This window comes from Clostridium acidisoli DSM 12555 (genome assembly GCF_900176305.1).
Lineage (GTDB): Bacteria > Bacillota > Clostridia > Clostridiales > Clostridiaceae > Clostridium_I > Clostridium_I acidisoli.
In genome coordinates this window covers 134,146-158,697 of the sequence record NZ_FWXH01000007.1, presented here as the reverse complement: position 1 = coordinate 158,697, position 24,552 = coordinate 134,146, and the positions used below count along the sequence as shown (strand labels likewise).

The 24,552-nt window shown below is 30.6% G+C and carries 20 protein-coding genes; 2 read left to right on the top strand and 18 right to left on the bottom strand.

Going from position 1 to position 24,552, the window contains the following annotated elements; translation table 11 throughout:
• Nucleotides 1-5 precede the first annotated feature (5 nt).
• The 3 genes from B8978_RS11230 to B8978_RS11220 are packed head-to-tail and all read right to left on the bottom strand — an operon-like array spanning nucleotide 6 to nucleotide 3,188.
• Nucleotides 6-1,043 carry a phosphodiester glycosidase family protein gene (locus tag B8978_RS11230; RefSeq protein WP_084116120.1) on the bottom strand — a complete coding sequence of 346 codons (1,038 nt, stop codon included), beginning with the start codon at nucleotides 1,041-1,043 and terminating at the stop codon, nucleotides 6-8.
• A 46-nt stretch (nucleotides 1,044-1,089) separates the two neighbouring features.
• Nucleotides 1,090-2,124: an NHL repeat-containing protein gene (locus B8978_RS11225; RefSeq protein ID WP_084116119.1), complete on the bottom strand. Its 1,035-nt coding sequence runs from the start codon at nucleotides 2,122-2,124 to the stop codon at nucleotides 1,090-1,092.
• Between the two features lie 11 nt (nucleotides 2,125-2,135).
• Nucleotides 2,136-3,188 (bottom strand): phosphodiester glycosidase family protein, encoded by a 1,053-nt coding sequence (locus tag B8978_RS11220; RefSeq protein WP_084116118.1) that lies wholly within the window; start codon nucleotides 3,186-3,188, stop codon nucleotides 2,136-2,138.
• A 321-nt stretch (nucleotides 3,189-3,509) separates the two neighbouring features.
• Between B8978_RS11220 and perR the strand changes: the two genes are divergently transcribed.
• Both perR and B8978_RS11210 read left to right on the top strand, forming a co-directional pair.
• Nucleotides 3,510-3,944, top strand: coding sequence for a transcriptional regulator PerR (gene perR / locus B8978_RS11215; protein WP_084116117.1), 435 nt, complete (start codon nucleotides 3,510-3,512; stop codon nucleotides 3,942-3,944).
• Between the two features lie 211 nt (nucleotides 3,945-4,155).
• Nucleotides 4,156-5,043: a VCBS repeat-containing protein gene (locus tag B8978_RS11210; protein ID WP_242950542.1), complete on the top strand. Its 888-nt coding sequence runs from the start codon at nucleotides 4,156-4,158 to the stop codon at nucleotides 5,041-5,043.
• Nucleotides 5,044-5,281: 238 nt separating this feature from the next.
• Here the strand turns inward: B8978_RS11210 and yihA are convergent, their stop codons facing one another.
• The 15 genes from yihA to B8978_RS11135 form a co-directional block, all read right to left on the bottom strand.
• A complete protein-coding gene (yihA, locus tag B8978_RS11205) occupies nucleotides 5,282-5,866 on the bottom strand; it encodes a ribosome biogenesis GTP-binding protein YihA/YsxC (protein WP_084116115.1) in 585 nt (194 codons plus the stop codon).
• Nucleotides 5,847-8,192 (bottom strand): endopeptidase La, encoded by a 2,346-nt coding sequence (lon, locus tag B8978_RS11200; protein WP_084116114.1) that lies wholly within the window; start codon nucleotides 8,190-8,192, stop codon nucleotides 5,847-5,849. Before lon ends, yihA begins: the two co-directional genes overlap by 20 nt.
• Before the next feature lie 101 nt (nucleotides 8,193-8,293).
• On the bottom strand, nucleotides 8,294-9,976 hold the full coding sequence (gene lonB, locus B8978_RS11195; RefSeq protein ID WP_084116138.1) for an ATP-dependent protease LonB: 1,683 nt from the start codon (nucleotides 9,974-9,976) through the stop codon (nucleotides 8,294-8,296).
• A 152-nt stretch (nucleotides 9,977-10,128) separates the two neighbouring features.
• Nucleotides 10,129-11,430, bottom strand: a complete 1,302-nt coding sequence (gene clpX / locus B8978_RS11190; RefSeq protein WP_084116113.1) for an ATP-dependent Clp protease ATP-binding subunit ClpX — start codon at nucleotides 11,428-11,430, stop codon at nucleotides 10,129-10,131.
• 20 nt (nucleotides 11,431-11,450) lie between these two features.
• Entirely contained in the window at nucleotides 11,451-12,038 is a 588-nt protein-coding gene (clpP, locus tag B8978_RS11185) for an ATP-dependent Clp endopeptidase proteolytic subunit ClpP (protein WP_084116112.1), read from the bottom strand.
• Between the two features lie 113 nt (nucleotides 12,039-12,151).
• Nucleotides 12,152-13,444: a trigger factor gene (gene tig, locus B8978_RS11180; RefSeq protein WP_084116111.1), complete on the bottom strand. Its 1,293-nt coding sequence runs from the start codon at nucleotides 13,442-13,444 to the stop codon at nucleotides 12,152-12,154.
• 237 nt (nucleotides 13,445-13,681) lie between these two features.
• On the bottom strand, nucleotides 13,682-14,464 hold the full coding sequence (locus B8978_RS11175) for a sugar phosphate isomerase/epimerase family protein (RefSeq protein ID WP_084116110.1): 783 nt from the start codon (nucleotides 14,462-14,464) through the stop codon (nucleotides 13,682-13,684).
• Between the two features lie 32 nt (nucleotides 14,465-14,496).
• Nucleotides 14,497-15,288 carry a hypothetical protein gene (locus B8978_RS11170; protein ID WP_084116109.1) on the bottom strand — a complete coding sequence of 264 codons (792 nt, stop codon included), beginning with the start codon at nucleotides 15,286-15,288 and terminating at the stop codon, nucleotides 14,497-14,499.
• 209 nt (nucleotides 15,289-15,497) lie between these two features.
• Nucleotides 15,498-18,692, bottom strand: a complete 3,195-nt coding sequence (gene carB, locus B8978_RS11165; RefSeq protein ID WP_084116108.1) for a carbamoyl-phosphate synthase (glutamine-hydrolyzing) large subunit — start codon at nucleotides 18,690-18,692, stop codon at nucleotides 15,498-15,500.
• Nucleotides 18,693-18,726: 34 nt separating this feature from the next.
• Nucleotides 18,727-19,812, bottom strand: a complete 1,086-nt coding sequence (gene carA, locus B8978_RS11160; protein WP_084116107.1) for a glutamine-hydrolyzing carbamoyl-phosphate synthase small subunit — start codon at nucleotides 19,810-19,812, stop codon at nucleotides 18,727-18,729.
• 351 nt (nucleotides 19,813-20,163) lie between these two features.
• Nucleotides 20,164-20,838, bottom strand: coding sequence for an orotate phosphoribosyltransferase (pyrE, locus tag B8978_RS11155; protein WP_084116106.1), 675 nt, complete (start codon nucleotides 20,836-20,838; stop codon nucleotides 20,164-20,166).
• Nucleotides 20,839-20,840: 2 nt separating this feature from the next.
• Entirely contained in the window at nucleotides 20,841-21,737 is an 897-nt protein-coding gene (locus tag B8978_RS11150; RefSeq protein ID WP_084116105.1) for a dihydroorotate dehydrogenase, read from the bottom strand.
• On the bottom strand, nucleotides 21,730-22,470 hold the full coding sequence (locus tag B8978_RS11145) for a dihydroorotate dehydrogenase electron transfer subunit (RefSeq protein ID WP_084116104.1): 741 nt from the start codon (nucleotides 22,468-22,470) through the stop codon (nucleotides 21,730-21,732). The genes B8978_RS11150 and B8978_RS11145 overlap by 8 nt, the downstream gene beginning before the upstream one ends.
• Before the next feature lie 16 nt (nucleotides 22,471-22,486).
• Nucleotides 22,487-23,347, bottom strand: coding sequence for an orotidine-5'-phosphate decarboxylase (gene pyrF / locus B8978_RS11140; protein WP_084116103.1), 861 nt, complete (start codon nucleotides 23,345-23,347; stop codon nucleotides 22,487-22,489).
• Between the two features lie 14 nt (nucleotides 23,348-23,361).
• Complete coding sequence (locus B8978_RS11135; protein WP_084116102.1) at nucleotides 23,362-24,546, bottom strand: dihydroorotase; 1,185 nt, start codon at nucleotides 24,544-24,546, stop codon at nucleotides 23,362-23,364.
• Nucleotides 24,547-24,552 lie beyond the last annotated feature (6 nt).

Below are 24,552 nucleotides of genomic sequence, written 5' to 3'. Positions count from 1 at the left end.
TCCTATTATTTCGCATATACAATTGAAGGCACATATCTTTCACCAACTGCATCACTTGGATTGTTTATTACGTCCCCATTGTAGTACATTGTAGTTGATGAGCCCCCATCTAAAGCTACTGCATTAAATGCACCATGCTGCTGCATAAGGTTTCTAACTTCTTCATAAGATGCACCAAGACTTGAGATAGACCTTCCATCAATTGCCAAGAACAATATACTTCCATCTCTCGTTTGTCCTATTGCTGTCCTTGGCGCAAAACCTGATTCTTGACCTATAACTTGTGGAACCCCATTAATTAAAAGCATAGATTCACACGAAATTGCATCTGTAACATTTGCAGCTTTTAGATCATTAACACTGTAATTTCCAACTCGCATTTTTCCATCTGGTGTTATACCAAAACTCTGTATTTTTTTATCCGGATTGCCATTATTGTCACTAATTACCTTTCCATTAGAAATCAAAATACCTATTGGCTTACCACCTGTACCAGTATATTTCTCTCCACCAATTGTAGCTTCATCGGCAAAATCGCCACCATTTATAGCTGCAACTGCTCCATTGTCCTCTGCCATAGCGCTTGTTATTTGTCCTTCTTTGCCAAGATATTTAGTATATGCCACTTTTACCCTTGTTGGATCATTAATAACCAAGAAATACGCTTTAAATTTTGAACTATTTACAGTTTCTACGGATATTCCAGAATCATTTTTATGTTCTACATGAATTTCGTTTACATCCGATTTTTGGTTGCTTGTAATTAAACCATTTTTTGCATTACTATAATTTGTTAGTTTATTTATTTCGTCATCTGACAAAAACCATTTTGCCACATATTGATGTCTTCCAGAATTTATAAACATACTTACAACCGTTTTTTTCACATTTGTAAATGGTCCATAAAATACAATTAGTGTCAATGTCACTGCTGTAAACACAACTTCGAACAACAAAAATAGTCCTGAATATTTTAGTTTTGAAAATCTACGTTTGTTTGTTTTATTTTCTGTTGACTTCCCATCTCTCCTAAAAACAGACATTAATTTACCTTACCTTTCTTATATAAAATATTAAATTTTTTATCAATTACTTCATCTGCTTAATCATAAGTTTGCCACCGTTGGTGTAAACTATGTATTCATCATTTATCTCACAAAAATTCCCTTGATAATTATAGGATTTATTGCTTTTAACATCTGTTACAGTACTTTTTTCTCTATCTACAATATATACATTCCCATTTTCTTTTACTACTATACTATCATTGTTTACCATTGAACCTAACTGAATCTTCTTCCAAGCAGAGGTGTTTTCAGTTAACTTCCCATAATACACAACGCTTGATTGCTCTCTCCCATTTCCTATGTAAAAATTATCATTGCTGTCGGTTCCAATTATTGATGGTCTTGAAACACCTGAAATAGCTATATAAGTTTTAAGTTTATAATTAGTCCTAATTGTGCCAGAACCCAAATCCTCGTATGCAAGCTGATCATCATCAGAAGCTAATGCTATTGCCCCAATGTTTCTTCCAGTTACTGACCTAGTTAAAGTCTCATTTCTATCTATTCTATATATATTATCCCTTATTGAGTTGTATCCAACTTTAATGTACAACAAACCAGTTAAATCGGAAATTTGCATATTAGCTGTTTGACCTGCTGGAACAGAGTTTATTCTTTTATTTAATGTATCATCAACTTCGGATTTCACTTGATTTTCTGCATCATAAGAATAAAATCTTATTTGAGATGGACTTATTTTTTCAACAATCATAATCCTATCTGTACTAGGTACCCACTTATAAGAAAGACATTGAATTCCACTAGAATAATTTAGATTACCTCTAACCTTCCCAGTGTTTGTATCAACTACAATTACGTGTCCATTGCTTAAATAAGCTGTATAGTTCAGGTCATCTGAAAGTGATATGTTTTTAACATTATTGCCAAAAACTACATTTGGAGTAACTTTCTTTTGCTGATCATCTGTAGTTGTATCTTTATTAATTTTTATATTTCCCTCTTCAGCGTAATAAAATTTATCTAAAAATAAATATACTGAGCACTGAAGAATCAGTGAAATTATTATCCAAACAAATATCCTTTTTGAAGCCTTCACTGTCATACCTCCTATTTCGTTACGTATATAGCTGTAGGAACTGGTCTTTCTCCAAATTTATCACTAGGACTATTTATCACCTTACCATCATAATACATAGTAGTAGATGCACCACCATCAAGATTAACGGCATTCAGCACGCCTTCTTCTTTCATCGTTTGTTGAACATCTTCTATTGTAGCCCCTGCTTCAAGTCCTTGTCTTCCGTCTATTGTAAGTAAGATTATTGATCCATCACTTTTCTGCCCAATTGCTGTTCTTGGATTTGCACCCTGGTATTGAAGACCTTTTATCTCTGTCCCATTTTCTATAAGTGTTGGTCCAAAACATAATGCATCTGTAACACCTAATTGTAGTAACTCATCAACTGTGTGATCTCCTACAACCAATTTTCCCTTATTAGTAATTCCAGCTACACCACTAAAAACCTGTTTAGTATCAAGATCTTCTCTTTGTGGAAATATTAATTTTCCCCTTGAAATAACTATTCCTGTTGGAATCGCACCAGTTCCAGTCCAAAGAGTTGTTGAATTGTTTCCTTTATCGTTAAAGCCTCCACCATTTATAGCTGCAACAGCATTATTTTCCTTTGCTATTTCACTAGTCTTTTGACCAACTGTACCAAGCTTAGATGAATACCCAATTTTAACACGTTTGGGGTTATGTACAATAACCATTATTCCATTAAATTTTTTACCTTGGATTGTTGCCTTTTCAATTCTATTGTCCCCGCCACTTAAGTTAATTCTACTTAAATCTTGAGCCATTGCACTCACACTAGAACTTCCATCACCATTAAGTATTTGTTGTATTTGCTTATCTGATAAGAATAATGTAGCAATAAATGCGTGACTATTTGTACTCATTGCGGTCCCAACAATATTTTTTCTTAAATTCGTAAACAATGGACTATAATAAACAATTATTGGTGCTGTTGCAATTCCAAATAAAAACTGAAAAAGCACAAAGTACAGTATAAGTTTCCATGTTTTTATTTTTTTTACTTTGTTTTTACTTTTTGTTTTTTTTGTATTATATTGTCTATTATTAACTTTATTTTTCATTTTATTACCTCAAATTTATTATATTAGGCACAATACTTACACTCATATAAAGTCAAAACCAAAGTTCAACTTGAGTGTAAGTTTCACTTTATTTTAACTCTTAAAAATAAATTTTTCATATATAAATCATGTATTTTTTGTAAAAATGTTATACACGTTTGTTTAACATAAAAAAAACCAGAAAATTTATCTGGATTATTATTTATTATACCCTTTTTGTTACTTTAAAATCAAGTATATATTTGTTAATAAAATATTATCTTTGACAATTGATAATTCTTATTATATAATACAATTAATTAATTGACAAGGGTGGTGCTTATGGATAGCATAACAAGTATTTTTAGAGAAAAAAAATTAAAACTGACACCGCAGCGAATTGCAGTATATAAATACCTGCAATCGACAAAAGAACATCCGTCTGCAGAAATCATTTACAAAGCATTGCAAGAAGATTACCCTACAATGAGTCTAGCTACTGTCTATAAGGCTTTAAAAACACTAGTAGAGGTTAATTTAGTTATAGAATTAAACGTAGGTGAAGGTAATTTTAGGTATGATAGTAATATCTCTTCTCACCCTCACATTCAGTGTATTTCATGTGGCAGAGTAGATGATATAGAAAATGTACCTTTCTCTGACTTAAATATGAGAGTTACTGAGTTTACTGATTATGAAGTTTTAACAAATCGAGTTTACTTTTATGGTTTATGCAAATGCTGTAGGGATAAAGTTAATACTCTAAAAACTAAATAGTTTAAAAATAAACTGTTTCAAAATCACTATTCATTTTGAAACAGTTTATTTTTTTAATATGTGAAAATTAAATGTAATAAGAAATATCACCTCCTAATATATTTTAAATGAGGTGATTAATTTGAGATTCAATGTTTTTTTCCTGAAAAAACGATATATATATTATAGTGTAATTTTTTTATTAATATTAATTCTATCTATTCTTTTCATCTTGTCTAAGGATGTATCTTATATTTTTTCAACATCAAATGATGAGAAAGTATTACATAATTACGATCTAACAGGTGATGGAACAAAAGATTCTATTCACATAAATAAAAACAATAATACATATCAAATCAATGTTGAATCAAAGAATAAAAATTACATTTTGGATTCAAAAAATGGATTAAAAACTTTAGGCTCTTATTATAGTTATTGGCCTTTACGTATTACCCTTTTAGATGCATCAAGGGATAACCTCCCTGAAATTTTTGTACAGGCTTCCAAAGATAATGCACCCATTGAAAATGTTTTTATGTGGAAAAATAATAAATTTGAAAATATACTTAGTAGTTCTAATAATTTATTAGGTTTTATAGACTATCACAATAATAAAACGCCTAAAATAATTTTAGGCAATTTAAATGACGATAGCATTGACTTTGCAAATTATATAATTTCTAAAAACTCTTTAATTAAATATGCCCCAAACTACGATTCTAATTTCTTAGGCAAGGATTCTATTCTTCAGTTCGTGAAGTATGTAAAAACTCTACCTTACGACAGATTGTATACACCTAATGAAATTTTCCGTTCAGAAAATTTCAACAATATAACAAATGCTATAGATAAGTTATGTGATAATAATTCTAATTACAATTTCCAAGATGGAATGTTTATAGATGATAAATGTGATAAGGAGGGTAATATTAAAGAACTTAAGTGGATTTTAAATTTTAAAGCTACATCAATTATAGATAAGAACACAATAAAAAACTGTACTATAAAATTAATCTTAAAACCTGCTGCAGATGCAAACAGCAAATACTATTTTAAAATATATTCATGCGAATTACTTGATGAAAACAGCGTATGGATTAACGAACCTCATCAATGACAAATAATTTAAAACAAATTATATTAACGCAATACACAGTTATTTTTCTATATAACTAAAAATGGGACCGCATTACGGTCCCAAGGGGGATGGGGGGTTTAGCATAAAACAAAGCTTTTACCTTATTTCATACTAATGGAGATCTTATCTCCAATTACATTTATTATGATACCCTATTTTTGTTTTTTTATTCAATTTTGTAAATGTTTTTTATAATTTTTTCTAAAAATGTCTTTAATTATAAAACATCATCGTAAATGTAATCCAACAATTCTTCTTTTCCTACTTTTTTTAAAGATGAGTAGAAATATATTTTTTCTGAACTATTAATTTTTAATGTTTCCCTTATAACTTTTTCGCTTTTACTTAATTCACTTTTGTTTAATTTATCACTTTTTGTTGAAATAATCATACACTTATATCCATAATGTTTAATCCATTCATACATTAATAAATCATCTTCATTAGGTTTTCTTCTACAATCCAATAGCAAAACTACTTTTTTCAATTCATTTCTGCCATTTAAGTAGATTTCTATCATCTTTCCCCAACTTTTTTTCTCTTCTTTTGAAATTTTAGCATATCCATAACCTGGTAAATCAACAAAATAAGAATTATTATTAATTAAAAAATAATTAATCAATCTAGTTTTTCCTGGAGTTGAACTCACCTTTACTAATTTTCTTCTGTTGGTTAAAGCATTAATTATAGAAGACTTTCCAACATTTGATCTTCCTACAAACGCAACTTCTGGAAGCCCGTCCTTAGGGAATTGTTCTACTTTTACAGCCGATATAATAAACTCAGCTTGTTTTATTTCCATTATTATCTTCACCAACCAATGCATTTTTTATAACATCATCAACTTTTTCAGCTAAAACAAAGTTAACTTTGTTCGTAACAGATTTAGGAATCTTTCTCAAATCTTTTTCATTTTGTTTTGGAATTATTATAGTGTCAATTCCAGCTCTATAAGCCGCCAATGATTTTTCTTTAAGTCCTCCTATTGGAAGTACTCTTCCTGTAAGAGTTATCTCTCCAGTCATGGCTACATTATGCTTTACTTTTCTGTTGCTCAAAGCTGATACCATTGCAGTTATCATTGTTACCCCTGCCGAAGGGCCATCTTTTGGAACAGCACCTTCTGGCACATGAATATGGACATCTTTTTCTTTATAAAATTTTTCATTTATTTTATATTTATTTGCATTTGTTCTTACATAACTAAAACCAGCTTCAGCAGATTCCTTCATTACGTCTCCTAGCTGTCCAGTTATGGATAATTTACCACTTCCAGGCATTACAGCAACTTCAACTGGTAATGTATCACCACCATATCCAGTCCATGCCATTCCAGTTACAACCCCTACCTTATCTTCCCCATCTACTTTATCATAGGTATACATATCATTTCCCAAATATTTTTTAGTTATTGTAGCTGTTATAGTAATTGTTTCTTTATTTTTTTCTAACATCTCCGCTATAGCTTTTCTTATGATTGCAGCAATCTTTCTTTCAAGATTTCTTACACCTGATTCTCTAGTATAATTATCAATAATACAATTTATTGAGTTATCAGTGAAAACTATTTTTTTAGAATCTATTGAGTGTTCTTTTAATTCCTTTGGAACTAAATATTTCTTTGCGATGTTAAACTTTTCTTCTGATGTATAACCTGAAACCTCTATAATTTCCATCCTATCTAAAAGTGGAGTTGGAATTGTCTCTAATGTATTAGCAGTCGTTACAAACATTACATCTGATAGATCGTAATCTAATTCTAAATAATGATCTCTAAAACTAAAGTTTTGTTCAGAATCCAATACCTCTAACAGTGCTGCAGCAGGATCCCCTTTATAGCCCTCACCCATTTTATCTATTTCATCTAGTAAAAATAATGGATTCGTTGATTTAGCTTGTTTCATGCTATATATTATTCTACCAGGTATTGCTCCAACATAAGTTTTTCTATGTCCTCTTATATCAGCTTCATCACTAACCCCACCTAATGACATTCTTACAAAATTTCTATTTATTGCATGGGCTATAGATTTTGCTATAGATGTTTTACCAACTCCTGGTGGTCCAACAAGACATAAAATTGGTCCTTTAATTGAATTACTCATTTCTTTCACAGCAAGGTATTCAATTATTCTGTTTTTAACCTCTTCAATCCCATAATGTTCATCATTCAAGATATCCCTAGATTTTTTTATATCAATGTGATCTTCAGTTTTAACATTCCATGGTAAATCTAAAATCCAATCAAGATAACTTCTAATAACTCCACCTTCCGATGAAAAACTGCCTGCATTTTTAAGCTTATTTAGCTCATGAAGTGCTTTAGCCTTTACGTCTTTAGGTAATTTTGCTCTACTTATTTTATTTTTGTATTTTTTTTGTTCCTTTTTATCGTCGTCATCTTCCCCAAGTTCTTCTTGCATAACTTTTATCTGTTCCCTTAGGTAATAATCTTTTTGACCTTTATCTATCTTTTCTCTAACCTTATTTCCTATTTCTTTTTCCACTTCAAGTATTTCAATTTCACTGCGCAAAACTTCTAAAATGATTTCTAACCTTTTTGTAGTATCTACTGCTTCTAATATCTCTTGTTTTTTTTCTTGCTTAACTATTAAATAAGAACATATCGTATCAGCAAATCTTCCTAAATCATCGTCAATGTCTTCTAATGAAATTGGTACATCACTAGGTACAGCACTAGAAAGTTTCATATATGAATCAAAACTTTCGCTAACAAGTCTAGTTAATGCAGTCTGCTTATTTTCATCCGAAGATTTATTATCCTCTATTTCTTCTATTTCAACCTTCATAAATGGTTCTTTTTCAACATATACATTAATTTTAGCCCTTTTTTTTCCTTCTACCAATACTCTTACTGTATCTCCAGGCAATTTTAACATTTGTTTAATTGTACATATTGTACCCATTGAGTATATGCCGTCCTCATCAGGTTCCTCAATTTTTGCTTCCATTTGTGCAGCTAAAAATATTTCTTGCTTATTAATCATTGCATCCTCTAAGGCAAGAATTGATTTCTCTCTTCCAACATCAAAATGCATTACCATATATGGAAATATAATTATACCTCTTAGTGGGATTAGAGGAAGAACTTTAATATCATTGCTCATTTTTCTCCCCTCACTTTCAATTGCTATACTAAATGTTTAGATAGTCTTATTTATTATACATTTAAAATAAAATTTTTTCAATTGTAAGAATATTATTTTTCTTAACATTTGTATTCATTTAATTTTGCTAGAAGAATTTCTCCTTTAGTTTCAAATGTTATATTATTATCCTCTATTTTATCTGTGATTGATAAATCGAAAACTTCATTAATACTATCTACTGGTTTTATTTTTACTCCATTTATTCTATTAAATTTGTCTTGCCAATTTTCTCTTGGAATTATTATTATTTTTGCCCCAGCTTTTATTGCAGCTGCTATTTTTGCATCTACCCCTCCCACAGGCTTTACTTTTCCGTATAAAGATATTTCACCAGTCATAGCTATTCTGTTATCTACATATACTCCTTTGATTGCACTATATATAGCTGTAGCCATACTTATACCAGCTGATGGTCCATCTACTGGAGCTCCCCCCGGAAAGTTCACATGAATATTATATTCATTACAATTTATATTAAATTTTCTTTCGAGCATAGTTATTACATTTTCTACAGAACATCTAGCATTGCTTTTTCTTATGATTTTATTGTTTCCATTTTTTATTTCCTCCTCTTCTACAATTCCAGTAACCTTAAGTTTACCATCGTTATTTTTGATTTTTATAGCACTTGCCTCTATTTCCATAATCGTACCAATATTGGCTCCATAAATTGCAAGTCCATTTACATATCCAATTTGAGGTTTTTCATTTATCTTCTTCTCAATTTTAGGTGAATACTGGCCATTCTCAATAACCCATTCAACATCCCCTAATCTAACTTTATCTCTTTTTTCATTTAATACTATTCCGTAAGCTAGTTGTATTAGATTAACCGCATCTCTTCCATTATTGGAATACTCTGAAACCATTTCTAATGCTTTTTTTTCTATTTTCATTTCAACTTTCTCTACTGCATTTAATGCTATCCTTTTTAGTTCATCTGGTAACAGTGGTTTGAAAAATATCTCTACACAACGTGATCTTAAAGCTGGGCATATTTCTTCTGGACTCCTTGTTGTTGCCCCAACAAGTCTAAAATCAGCCGGTAAACCGTTTTCAAATATTTCCTTTATGTATACAGGCATTTTATTGTCACTAGAATTATAATAAGCACTATCGAGGAATACTTTTCTATCCTCTAAAACCTTTAACAATTTATTCATTTCAGTAGGGTGAAGTTCACCAATTTCATCTATAAATAAAATTCCTCCATGGGCTTTTGTTACAGCACCTGATTTTGGTTGTGGTATTCCTGCTATTCCAAGGGACCCTGCCCCTTGATATATAGGATCATGAACTGAGCCTATGAGCGGATCTGCAATACCTCTATCATCAAATCTAACTGTAGTTGCATCAATTTCAATAAATTTTGCTTCACTTTTAAATGGTGAGTAGTTTATTTTTTTTGCATATTCTAATACAAGCCTTGCAGCAGCAGTTTTTCCTACACCTGGTGGTCCATAAATTATTACATTTTGTGGATTAGGTCCACATATAGCTGCTTTCAAAGCTTTAATGCCTTTTTCTTGGCCTATGATTTCGTCAAATGTCTTTGGTCTACTTTTTTCAGTTAACGGCATTGTGAGGCTAATACTCCTCAATTTATTTAAATTATCCATTTCCTTTTTATTTTCTTTATCTATCACAATTTTAGAAGATTGTTGCCCCTTCAATAGAGTAAAAAAATAGATTCCTATAATCACTGTAAAAAATAATTCTACAACTAAAAGTAACATCGTCATATTCTTTGGCATTAAGGCTGTTTCTTCCTTATGCCTACCTCCTCTCAAATATAAGTATTTACTTTTAGTATTTACATTTTTATAGTAATATATTCCACATAAAAAAATGTGCCAAAATAATTAAAATCATTTTGACACACTTTTAATATACACTAGGCAGTTTCTGAGCCTTTTTTCTTTTTCTTTATATCTTCAGTCTTATTTTCAGGTTCAGGAAGTTGTTCTGTTGGTTCTGTCAATTCAATTTTAGGTTGTTTAGTTTTAAGCGTCTCTTCATTGACAGATACTTTCTTAACATCTTTCCTTGATGGTATATCAAACATAATATCTTTCATCATGTCTTCTATAATTGCCCTTAAACCTCTTGCTCCAGTATTTCTTGTTATAGCTTCTTTAGCTATAGCTAGAAGCGCCTCTTCATCAAAGTCTAAATCTACATTATCCATTTTAAACAATTTTTTATATTGCTTTACCAATGCATTTTTAGGTTTACTTAATATCTCTACAAGCGCTTTCTCATCAAGTGCATCCAAAGTAACAAGAATTGGTAATCTTCCTACAAATTCAGGTATTAATCCAAACTTTAGTAAATCACCAGGCATGATTTCTTTTAATAACACACCTATATCTTTTTCTTTCTTTGACTGAATCTCTGCACCAAAGCCTAATGAACTTTTTCTAGTTCTATTCTCAATTATCTTGTCAATTCCATCAAAAGCTCCACCACAGATAAATAAAATGTTTGTAGTATTAATTTGTATAAATTCTTGATGAGGATGCTTTCTACCACCTTGAGGAGGTACTGAAGCTACTGTTCCTTCAAGAATTTTCAAAAGTGCTTGTTGTACGCCTTCTCCAGAAACATCTCTTGTAATTGATGGGTTCTCTGATTTTCTAGCTATTTTATCTATTTCATCAATATAGATAATACCTTTCTCTGCTCTTTCAACATCATAATCAGAGTTTTGAATAAGCTTAAGCAAAATATTTTCTACATCTTCTCCAACATACCCAGCTTCAGTTAAAGTAGTAGCATCTGCTATAGCAAAAGGTACATTTAAAAATTTTGCTAAAGTCTGAGCTAGAAGTGTCTTTCCTGAACCCGTTGGTCCTAATAAAAGTATATTACTTTTTTGTAATTCAACATCTTCGCTATTTACATTTGAATTAATTCTTTTGTAATGATTGTATACAGCAACAGATAATGACTTTTTAGCATCATCTTGACCAATAACATACTGATCTAAATAATTCTTTATCTCAGTTGGTTTTGGAAGTGATCCTACTTCTACTGAAGAACTTTCTTCAAATTCATCAGCTATAATTTCAGAACATAACTCTATACATTCATCGCAAATGTAAACTCCAGGTCCAGCAATAAGCCTTCTAACCTGATCTTGACTTTTGCCACAAAAAGAACATCTTAATTGTTTTTTATCGTCAAATTTTGCCATCTTTGCACCTCACTTAAAGGTTATTTCTTTTTTGTTACGAAAACTTCATCTATTAATCCATAAGTCTTAGCATCTTCTGCATCTAGGAAATTATCTCTCTCTGTATCTTTTTCTATAACTTCTAAAGGCTGACCTGTTCTTTCACTGAAAATTGTATTTAATTTCTTTTTTATTCTAAGAATTCTGTCAGCATGTATTCCTATATCTGTTGCTTGACCTTGGAAGCCTCCAAGCGGTTGATGAATCATAATCTCACTATTTGGAAGTGCAAATCTTTTTCCTTTTGCACCAGCACATAATAAAAATGCTCCCATTGATGCTGCCATTCCAACACAGATAGTTGATACATCTGGTTTTATATATTGCATTGTATCATAAATACCCATACCAGCTGTTATTGAACCACCTGGGCTATTTATGTATAGGTAAATATCCTTATCTGGGTCTTCACTTTCTAAAAACAATAGCTGAGCTATAACTAGACTAGCTGTTGCATCATTTACTTCTTCACCTAAAAAAACTATTCTGTCTTTTAAAAGTCTTGAATAAATATCATAAGACCTTTCTCCCCTGTTTGTCTGTTCCACTACCATAGGTACCAAACTCATAAAAATCCCTCCTACATCTGTATCTTTATAACCAAATAAAATACATGAAAATTTAACCTCTTTATATTATGCTAACATAACACAGCAAATAATCAATATATTTTTATTTTTTATTAATCAATAGCTTTACTGCTACTAACTAATAAATCTATAACTTTTTCATTTTTAACATCATTTTCTATTGTTGCTTTTTGAGCATCTAATAATAATTTTGCCATTTTTTCAATATCTTTGTTTGAGTATTGCTTAGCTAATTCAGTTGCCTTATTTAACAATTCTTCTTCTGTAGCTTCAACTTTTTCAGCTTTAACAATCTCTTCAAGTACAAGTCTTGTTTTTACCCTTTTTTCAGCTGTTTCTTTCATGTAATCTCTAACTTTTTCTTCAGAACTATTTGTAAATTCATAATAAGATTTTAAATCTAATCCTTGATAACTTAATCTTGTTTCTAATTCTTTAAGCATTTGATCAACTTCATTTTTAACCATAACTTCTGGCACATCAACTTTTGAATTATCACATACAGCTGATATTACAGCATCTTCATATTCAGCTTTTTCTCTTGCTGCATTGTTTTCTTCAAATTTAACTTTTGTATCATTTCTAAGTTCTTCTAAAGTATCAAATTCAGAAACCTCTTTTGCAAATTCATCATCAATTGCAGGCAATTCTTTAATTTTAATTTCTTTAATTGTAACATTAAACGTAGCTTTCTTTCCGTTTAATTCCTCTTTGCCGTATTCTTCAGGGAAGGTTACTTCAACATCTTTTGTTTCACCTTTTTTAAGTCCTATAAGTTGTTCTTCAAAGTTGTCTATGAAACTACCACTTCCTATTTCTAGAGAATAGTCTTTTCCTTCTCCGCCTTCAAAAGGTGTTCCATCTACAAATCCTTTAAAGTCAATAACAGCGATATTTGTGTTTTCAACAGCGCCTTCTTCTTTTGTTTCTATTCTAGCATTTTTTTGTTGTATTGATTTTAATTCGTTTTCAATGTCTTCTTCTGTAACTGGATATTTAACTTTTTTAACTTCTAAATCTTTATATTCTCCAAGTTCTACTTCTGGAGTTACTGTAACTTTAGCTGTATATACAAAGTCTTTTCCATCTCCTATATCTACAACATCAATTTCAGGATAGTCAACAGGCTTTATGTTATTTTCTTCTAACGCTACTGGATATGTATCATCACAGCAAAAGTTAATAGCATCTTCATAAAAAACTCCCTCTCCATAATATTGTTTTATTATAGATAAAGGTGCTTTACCTTTTCTAAATCCTGGTACATTGAATTTTTTACTATTTTTCTTATATGCTTTTTGAACAGCTTCGTTAAATTTTTCTGCCTCAACTGTTATCTCAAATTTAACGACATTATTTTCTAATTTTTCTAATTTTGTATTCATACGTAAATTCCTCCTAATCAAGTAAAAGCTTATTAACTTAAATATTATAACATATTCTAATCTATTTACAAATACTAATACCAAGCAAATTAGCTATAAATCTTTTATATATTATATAACAAAAAACCTTATGGTTACAATTAAATTTTTCAAAGTAAAAAACTTTATGTTAACTTACAAATTAATTCTTAATTATTCGTAAGTTAATTTACATATTACAAGTGCTATATTTTTGGTTTATATAAACTTAGACAGAAACTTTTTAGCGTCTTGTAATTCAGAGTATGTTTTGTAATTGTTTCCATATACTTCTATTATAACATTACCCAGATAATTTTGTGCTTTTATTTTATTAAATATAGCTTTTAAATCCACATTCCCTTGTCCTGGCATTAAACAAACGTGCTTATCATCCCTATCATTTACATGAAAATTTATTAATTTATTTCCCATTATATCCAAATATTCAAATGGCTTTATACCAGCCTTATAGGATTGCTTTATATCAAATGTATAATATAGTGGATAATTTATATTTTCTTCGATTCTATTTAAATATTCAATATTACTAGACATGCACCATGAAACATTCTCTTGAGCTAATTTTATTCCATTTTCTCCAGCAATATATGTTAATGTATTATATACATCATGAATTAATTTAAAATCTATTGCTTCTATATTGTTTAATCTCATACCATGAAAAGTATAACATCGTGCACCTAAAAGCTTTGCCGCTACGCATACCTTTGTAAAATACTTTAGCATGTCATCTCTTCTTCTCTTATATGAATCAAAGAGATATGGTTCATATAAAGATGAAAAACTATGAACACTGTTTATTTCCAAATTGTATTTATCTTTTTTATCCCTTAATAACCTTATAAAATCTTCTTCAAATTCCATAGGACTATTTAAAAAAATTTCTGCACAGCTAAAACCAAGGCTAGAGATTAATTCTATGCTGTGCTCTGTCTCAACCTTTGGATAAAACACCGCAGACGATAACCCAATCTCCATATTTTCCTCCTAAATAACTATTGTAGATACTCCTAATTTGTTACAGAACCATCACCTTTAAGATATTGAACCGAATTGTCAACAGAAATTTCTAATCCATTTGGAGTTATAGCATTAATTTGAACATTTTCTCCTGTAAGATTTGTATTTACTGAAGTTTTATCCTGAATATTAAATTTCCAAATATACTTATTACTTTTGTTAAACCATGGTAACTGACTTATATATGCTACATTTGTATCGTCTATAAATTTAGGTGATGTGCACCATACATAACTTGGATTTGCTTTTAATACAGAATCCTTTGTAAACACAGTTCCTGTAGTCGCCGTGTAGCTTGCATTTGTAATATTAATTGATGTTCCATCGGCATTTGCAACTATTATATCCTGAGTACTTTTTTGAAATAATACTATGGCAGAACCTGATGGATTTATATTATAATCCAAATCCGGATCACTATTTTCTACACTTTTAATAACCTTTGCTGTCCCAGCATTTTCATAAATAACTTTAATTTGTTTACCACTTGGCATATTAATAACAAAATTTAATTTATCAATTTTCTTTGAAGCATCTTCATTGGATTTTTTAATTTTGTCTTTTGATTTTTTACTACTAGTATTTGTTTTGCTGTTAGTCTCAGTGTTTACAATCTTTTTAATTTGTTCATTTTTCTTATTCCTAATGCCCAGATTTCCTAACAAGGAAATTATAACTATTACCAAAGCAACAATTACTATTAAAACACTGATAAAAATCATCCTTTTTCTTTTCCTCATCTTCTTTTCATATCCACTACTAAAAATGCTTGGCTTTGCCACTTGAAACCCTCCTTAATTCATTTTTTAATATTTGGCCATTCGCTACCATCCGTAAGACTCTTACTTTATTATAACTCATTGTAAAAAAATTTAATAATGAATTTTATGTTTACAAAAAAATAGATAAAATACTTTAAGTTAAAACTTTAAAAGTATTTTATCTATATTATAACATGAACACTCTGAAGAGCTTAAATAAATTGTAAGTCTTATTTATTGTCTTTAAAATAATCATTCATAGGACTATAAGCAACTTCTTTGTTAGATTTTTTATATTCTACAGCAGTTAAGAATATGCTAGCTGTATCTATACATGTAAAAACTGGTATTCTGTGTTCTGCTGCTTTTCTTCTAAGTCTAAATCCTAAAGTTTCTAATTTATTCCCCTTTGTAGGTGAGTTTATAATAAATTTAATGTTTCCATCGCCTAAGTTATTAATTACATCTTCAATTTCCAATATTTCGCAATGGAGCCCATTTTTCTTTATATGCTTGCCTGTTTCAGAAGATGCATATATATTAAAACCAAGTTCTACGTATCTCTTTATAGTTTCGATTCCTTCTTCTTTATCTAAATCCTTTAGTGCAACATATATATTTCCTTCTGTTGGTATTACATAATTTGCTCCACAAAATCCTTTGTATATTGCTGAAGGAAAATCTTTGCCTACTCCTAAAACTTCTCCGGTAGATTTCATTTCTGGTCCGAGGTATGTATCTACATCTACAAGTTTTTCGTTGGAAAACACTGGTACCTTTACTGCAAATAATTTGTGATCTTTAATAATTCCAGTACCATACCCAAAATCCTTTACCTTGCCCCCAAGCATTACATCTACTGCAAGTTTTACCATTTGGACACCTGTAACCTTACTTAATATTGGTACTGTTCTAGATGCTCTTGGATTTACTTCAATTACATATACATCTTTTCCGTCATATACATATTGAATGTTGAAAAGTCCTTTTATATTTAAAGCTTTTGCTATTTTTTTTGTACTTTTTTCAAGTGTTTCAAGAACTTCATTTGAAAGAGTTTTTGTAGGATACATAGTTATACTATCTCCTGAGTGTACTCCAGTTCTCTCCACATGCTCCATTATTCCTGGTATTAATACTTCTTCTCCGTCTGAAATAGCATCTACTTCAATTTCAGTTCCCCTTACATACCTATCAATAAGTACTGGATAATCTTTTGAAAGATTTACAGCATCTTTCATATATTTTTCTAGAGTGGCATCCTCATGGACAACTTGCATTGCTCTACCACCTATAACATAAGAAGGCCTTACTATCACTGGATATTTCAGTTTATTTACTGCTCTATACGCTTCCTCCATATTCGTTACCGAAACGCCTTCTGGAAGTGGTATTTCTATATCATTTAAAAGTTTACTAAATTTTTCTCTGTCTTCTGCAAGGTCTATTGATTCGAAGGAAGTTCCAAGTATATTTACATTTTTTTCGTTTAACTTACCTGCTAAATTAATTGCAGTTTGACCTCCAAATTGAACAATAACTCCATATGGTTTCTCTTTTTCAATTATATCTAAAACATTATCTATATATAAAGATTCAAAATACAGTTTGTCTGCTGTATCAAAATCTGTGCTTACAGTTTCAGGATTATTATTTATTATTATAGATTTATAACCAGCTTCTTTTATACCCCAAACTCCATGTACGCAGCAATAGTCGAATTCAATTCCTTGACCTATTCTTATTGGCCCAGAACCCAAAACAATTATCTTTTTATCATCATAAATTTTGTTCTCATCTTCGTCTTCATAACATGAGTAATAATAAGGTGTATCCGCTTCAAATTCTCCACTACAAGTATCAACCATCTTGTAAACAGGTGTTATATTATTCTCCTTCAGTATATATCTTATGGTTTCTTCATCTTTTTTACAAATTCTGCTTATCTCTTTTACTGTAAAGCCCATTTTTTTTGCCTTTATAATATTTTCATTTGAAGCTTCTTCTCTAATATCAACTTCCATATCAACTATAGATTTAATGCTATTTAAAAACCAATAATCTATTTTTGTTATATTGTGAACTTCTTCTAACGTTACGCCCTTTCTTACAACTTCAGCAATGGCAAATATTCTCTCATCATCCTGCATCTTTATTTTTTCTATTAGTTCATCTACATTAAGGCTCTCAAGATATTCAAGTCTAAGTCCAACTATTTTTCCTTCTAGAGAAGTAACTGCCTTTAAAAGTGCACTGCTAAACGTTCTATCAATTGCCATTACCTCTCCGGTTGCTTTCATTTGAGTGCCAAGTGTTCTAAGCGCTGTATCAAATTTATTGAAAGGCCATTTAGGTATTTTAACAACACAATAGTCCAGTGCTGGTTCAAAGCATGCACTAGAATTTTTGGTTACATAATTTTTAAGTTCATCTAGACTGTATCCTATAGCTATTTTTGCAGCAATTTTAGCTATTGGATATCCTGCGGCTTTTGATGCTAAAGCACTAGAACGGCTAACTCTTGGATTTACTTCAATTACTATATAATTATTACTATTAGGATCAAGTGCATATTGAATGTTACATCCACCTTCAATTTTAAGGTTTCTAATAATCTTTATTGCAGCTTTTCTAAGCATTTGGTATTCGGTATCTCTAAGTGTTTGTGAGGGAGCTACTACAATACTATCTCCTGTATGTATTCCTACAGGATCAATATTTTCCATATTACAAATTATTATGCAATTATCCTTTCCATCCCTGATCACTTCATATTCAATTTCTTTCCAACCAGCAACACTTTGTTCTAAAAGTATCTGACTTATTGGACTCATCTCTATTCCTCGTTTTGAGATTTCTAAAAGTTGATCCATATCTGAAGCTATACCACCACCAGTTCCACCTAATGTATATGCTGGTCTTATAATAACTGGAAAGCCATATTTGTTTACAAATTCTATACATTCCTTAACATTTGTGGCTATTATGCTTTTAGGGATTGGTTCTTCAATTTCTTCCATTAAGTTTTTAAATTCTTCTCTGTCTTCTGCTTTTTTTATCGCTTCACTGTTAACACCTAAAAGTCTAACATTATATTTCTCTAATATTCCCTCGTCCTTAAGCTTCATTGCTAAGTTTAAGGCTGTTTGACCACCAAAACCAGCAAGTATACCATCTGGCTTTTCCTTTGCTATAATTTTTTCTAAAGCTTCTACAGTAAGTGGCTCTATATAAACTTTATCTGCAATATGATAATCTGTCATAATTGTTGCAGGATTGCTATTTACAAGTATTGTCTTTATTCCTTCTTCTCTTATAGCTTTAGCAGCCTCAGTACCAGAATAATCAAATTCTGCTGCCTGACCTATAATTATAGGACCAGAACCAATAATTAGAGCTTTTTTTATAGTTTTATCTAAAGGCATTTTTATTCCTCCAATATCGTTAGTATTATTTATCTTATATTGCTTCTTCTTTTACAGTTTTGTCCATGAGTGTTATGAATTTATCAAATAAATAAGCTGTATCAGTTGGTCCAGGCGCTCCTTCTGGATGAAATTGAACTGAAAATACTGGGAGTGAATTATGTTTCATTCCTTCAACCGTATCATCATTTAAATTTCTATGTGTAATTATCATACCTTTGCTTTCAACACTTTTAGGGTCCACTGCATATCCATGGTTTTGAGAGGTTATATATGCTTTATCTCTTTCTATATCATAAACGCCGTGATTTCCACCCCTATGTCCAAATTTAAGTTTATAAGTATCTCCTCCTATTGCCAATGCTATCATTTGATGTCCAAGGCATATGCCAAAAGTTGGTATTGAATTTATAATACTCTTAACGGTTTTAACTACATCACCTAAATCCTTTGGGTCTCCAGGTCCATTAGTTAGGAAAACTCCATCTGGCTTTATGCTCATAATTTCGTTATAACTTGCATTGAATGGGAATATTGTTATATCACAATTTCTTTGTTTTAAATTTTCTATTATATTTCCCTTAGCACCAAAATCCATAACTGCAACTTTAAATTGACTTCCCTCAATGTGCTTAATTTTCTTTGTGCTAACCATCTTAACATAATTTTCTTTTATATTTTTTCCATCCATAATATCCTTTAACTTTTCAATTGAAAACTCTTTATTGGATATTATACATTTCATTGCTCCTGAATTTCTTATTTTTTTAGTTATAGCTCTTGTATCTACATCATACAATCCAACTATGTTCATTTTTTTAAGCATATCATCTATACTCATCTCACTCATGTAGTTTGATGGATTGTTACATACTGATTTTACAATGAATCCTTTAGCGTAAACTCTTTCAGATTCATTTTCATAGCTGTTTACTCCGTAGTTACCAATCATAGGATATGTCATATTAATTATCTGACCTGCATACGAAGGATCTGTAAGTATTTCCTGATATCCTGTCATAGAAGTGTTAAACACAAGTTCTCCAACGGATGTTCCAATTTTACCAAATCCTTTTCCAATGTATGTTGTTCCATCTTCTAAATATAATATGCCTTTCATAAAATACACCTCTCCTAATATATTAAAATAAAATTAATTTATATTTATGCAATTGAATTTATATTTATACATAGATTATCATATTGCTTATCAACCTGTCAAATACAATTTAAGCCCATATATCTGATTTTTGCATAAAAAATAGAGCCTTCTCCTATGAGAAAGGCTCTTGCGTACGAAAACAAAGCTATGCATATACTTATGCTGCTTTTTACTAATATACCGTATCACCTTCTCAGCCTCACAGGACCAAATTTAAAGGTTATATTCATTTTTATTTTTCTATACTTAATAATACACTATTATCTCACTAATATCAAATGTTATTTAATGTTTCTACAATTTATAATTTTATTTTACCCCATAAACCTCATAATATTCTTCTATTTTTTTCTTCATTTCATCATTTATTGTAATTTTTCCATTTATTTCTTTATTATAAAGGTGCGCTACTACATCTTCCATTGTAACTATTGCACAAGTTTTCATACCAAACTCTTCTTTAATTTCACTTAAAGCTGACTTTGTTCCTTTTCCCTTTTCCATTCTATCTACAGAAATTATTAGACCAATTACATCTACATCTCCCTGAATTTTTATAATTGGCATTGTCTCATGTATTGAAGTGCCTGCAGTAGTTACATCTTCAATTATAACTACTTTATCTCCAGACTTAATTTTGCTTCCAAGAAGTATTCCCGTGTCACCATGATCTTTTACTTCTTTCCTATTTGAACAATAACCTACATTAATGTCATATATATTGTTTAATGAAATAGACGTAGTTACACTAAGTGGAATTCCTTTATATGCTGGTCCGAACAATATATTAAAATCACTACCAAAGTTTTCTTTAATAGCCTTAGCATAAAATTCTCCCAATTTGCTAAGTTGTCTTCCAGTTTTATAATTTCCCGTATTAACAAAGAATGGTGTTTTTCTTCCGCTTTTAGTTGTAAAATCTCCAAAGGTTAGAACTCCGCAATCTACCATAAATTCAATAAAATCTTTTTTATATTGTTCCATCACTATATCACTCCCGTTATTTCTGATAAATCTTTTATTCCTTGATTTTTCATAAAATCTTCAATATCTCTTATTATATCAAGACAAATATCAGGTTTAATGAAATTCGCAGTTCCAACTTGAATTGCTGTGGCTCCTGCCATAATAAACTCTATGGCATCTTTTCCATTCATTATACCACCCATCCCAACTATTGGAACATTTACTGCTTTAGAAACTTCATACACCATCCTAAGTGCTAAAGGTTTTATTCCTGCACCAGAAAGTCCCGCCGTAATATTGTTAAAAACTGGTTTCCTCTTATTAATATCTATAGCCATGGCTTTAAATGTATTTACAAGCGATATAGAATCTGCCCCTGCCTCTGTACATTTTACTGCCATATCTACAATATCCTCAGCATTAGGAGAAAGTTTTACCATAAGTGGCTTCTTCGAATATTTCCTAACACTCCTTACAATATCATATGCAACTTCGGACTTTATCCCAAAAGCCATTCCTCCATGTTTTACATTTGGACAAGATATATTAAGTTCTATTATATCAACATCAGTTTTATCTAGAAGTTCTATTCCCTTTTCGTAATCTTCCTGACAACCTCCACCTAAGTTTGCAATTACTACAGTTCCAAATTTTTTCATCATAGGTAGTTCATCATCTATAAAAGTTTTTACACCAGGATTTTGTAATCCTACGCTATTCATAATGCCGCCGTCTACTTCATAAATTCTTATACCGTCATTACCTTCTTTAGGATTTATGGTTAATCCTTTTGATGAAATCCCGCCAAGTTTACCTACATCAAAATAATTATTATATTCGTTGCCGAAACCAAAAGTTCCAGAAGCCGCTATCACAGGATTTTTAAATTCAACCCCACAAATATTAACTTTAGTCATTTATTATCAGCTCCTCACCTAAAAAAACAGGTCCTTCTTTACATGACCTTTTTCTTCCATCCTTTGTTTTACAAGTGCAAACAAGACAAGCACCTATACCACAAGCCATTCTATTTTCCATAGATACGTAAACTTTGACATTCTTTTCTTCGCATAATTTTATAGCTTTTGTCATCATTATCTCTGGTCCACAACAAATTACAACATCATATTTCTCTGGCTTTAACAAATCTGTGACGTATCCTTTATGACCAACATCTCCAACTTCTGTGGATAAAAATAAGTTATTAACATATTTTTCCACATTATCCACAGTTTTGCTCTTGTTTTTAAATCCTGCATATAAGTCTACACTACAATCCGTAAGTTTATTTATAAGATATCTCATTGGTGCAATTCCTATCCCACCTGCAACTATAGCAACTTTACCTTTGATATTTTGTGTATCAAACCCATTTCCTAGAGGACCGGTAAGTTTTATTTCATCACCACTTTTAAGCTTTGATAAAATTTCAGTGCCTCTTCCAAAAACTCTATATAAAAAACTTATTTTATCTTCATCAATATTATTTATACTTATAGGTCTAGAAAGTGTTGGCTCTTTATCCCAAGCCCTAAGCATATAAAATTGTCCAGGTTTACCCAAAAAATCGCCTTTAATTGTTATTTCATATATATCATCATCTACTTTAGTATTGCTATATACCTTTTCCACTGAATATTGTTCGCTCATAGGTTTCCTCCATAATTTAAATATGTTTTAGAATATCATCTCTCATTAATATAGCTGCTTTTCTTGCATATCTTTCAAAATGTGTTTCTCCATCTTCCTCTTTTTTATAAGCAAGTAATATTCCCCTTGAGGAATTAACTATCCCACCATTACCAAGTGTTAAATAACTAGCAACTTCTTCTGCTGTACCACCTTGAGCTCCATAACCTGGTATTAAGAAAAATGTAGATGAAAGTTTATTTCTCATTTCTTTACCTTCAAATCCAGTTGTACACCCTACAACCGCTCCAATTGAACTGTAGCCACTCTCACCTAAAAAGTCATTTCCCATATCCTTAAGTTTTTCTCCAACAAAATCATAAACTCTTTGATTTTCACATGTACTTATATATTGAATATCCTTAGAGCCCTCATTAGAAGTCCTTAAAAGAACAAACACACCTTTTTCTTTATTTTTTACGTATGGAAGGTATGGCTCAACACTATCAAAACCCATATATGGATTTAATGTTATAAAATCACTTTCAAAGTCTCCCTCAAAATGTGCTTTTGCATACATTTCGGCAGTTTTTGCTATGTCTCCTCTTTTTATATCTGCAATTGCTATAGCCTTTTTATCTTTTAAATACTCTAGAGTTCTTTTATATGCAGCAAGTCCCTTTAATCCATATGCCTCATAATATGCTATTTGAACTTTATAGCAAGCAACTACATCAAGAGTTTCATCTATAATTTTTTTATTAAAATTGAATAGTGCATCTTCTATATTTTCATAACCTTTGAAAAAATCCTCTGGTAAATAGCTTAGGTCTGTATCTAGTCCTAAACATACATGTCCTTTTTCCTTAACACTTTCATACAACTTATCTATAATCATATTAAAAACTCCTCTTATATATTATAAACAACTTTACCTTTTTTTATTGTTTTAAGAACAACACCATATAGTTCCATTCCATCAAAACATGTGTTTTTACCTTTTGATAAAAAGTCATTATGGTCTACCTTATATTTTGTTTCTAAATCTAAAATTACAACATCACCATCATATCCAGGTTCTATCTTACCTTTTTTTAGTTTCAAAATTTCTGCTGGAGTTTTGGACATTATTTCAGAAAGTTTTTTTAAACTTATATTTTCTTTCTTAACAAGCTCTGTATAACATATTGAAAAAGATGTTTCTATTCCTGATATTCCGCAAGCTCCATTTTTTTTATCTTCTTTTGTATGAGGTGCATGATCTGTTCCTATAGCATCTACGTATCCATCTTTAATTGCCTTTATAAGTTTTTGCCTGTCTTCTTCTTCTCTAAGTGGTGGATTTACCTTATATCTATCTTCTCCTGTTAAACATATATGATGAGGAGTTACTTCACAAGTTATATCATATCCTTCATCTTTTGCATTTTTTATTGCTTTAATGGCTTCCTTCGTGCTTACATGGCATAAGTGTAAATGTGCTCCAGTAAATTTTGCCAATTCAAGGTCTCTTACAGTCATTAGATTTTCTGAAAGTCTCGTACTTATATAACTTACTTCCATATCTTCTGCATGAGACATAACAACCCAATTTCTCTTTTTTGCTATTTTCATTGCCTTTAGCATATTTTCACTGCTGCATACTCCTTTGCCATCATCAGAAATACATTTTACACTGTCATCTAAATCTTCTAAATGACTTATGTCTTTACCTTCTAAATCTCTTGTGATACTTACAGTTTGATTTGCTTTTACAAGTCCAAGTTTGTCTGCTTTTTCTTCAACATATCTTACAATGTCCATGTTACTACATACAGGTTTTGTATTTCCCATAAGGTTTACAGTTGTGTACCCACCTCTAACTGCTGCTTTACTTCCACTTTCAATATCTTCCTTATAAGTTAACCCTGGATCTCTAAAGTGACTATGTAAATCTATGAAAGCTGGCATAACAGTCTTTCCTTTTGCATCTATAGTTTCACAAGATTTTTTCAAATTTGTTCCTATTTCTTCAATTATTCCATCTCTAATATATATATCACCATTAAAACTTTTTGAAAAATCAACTACGGTACCATTCTTTATTAAAAGTTCCAAACTGAC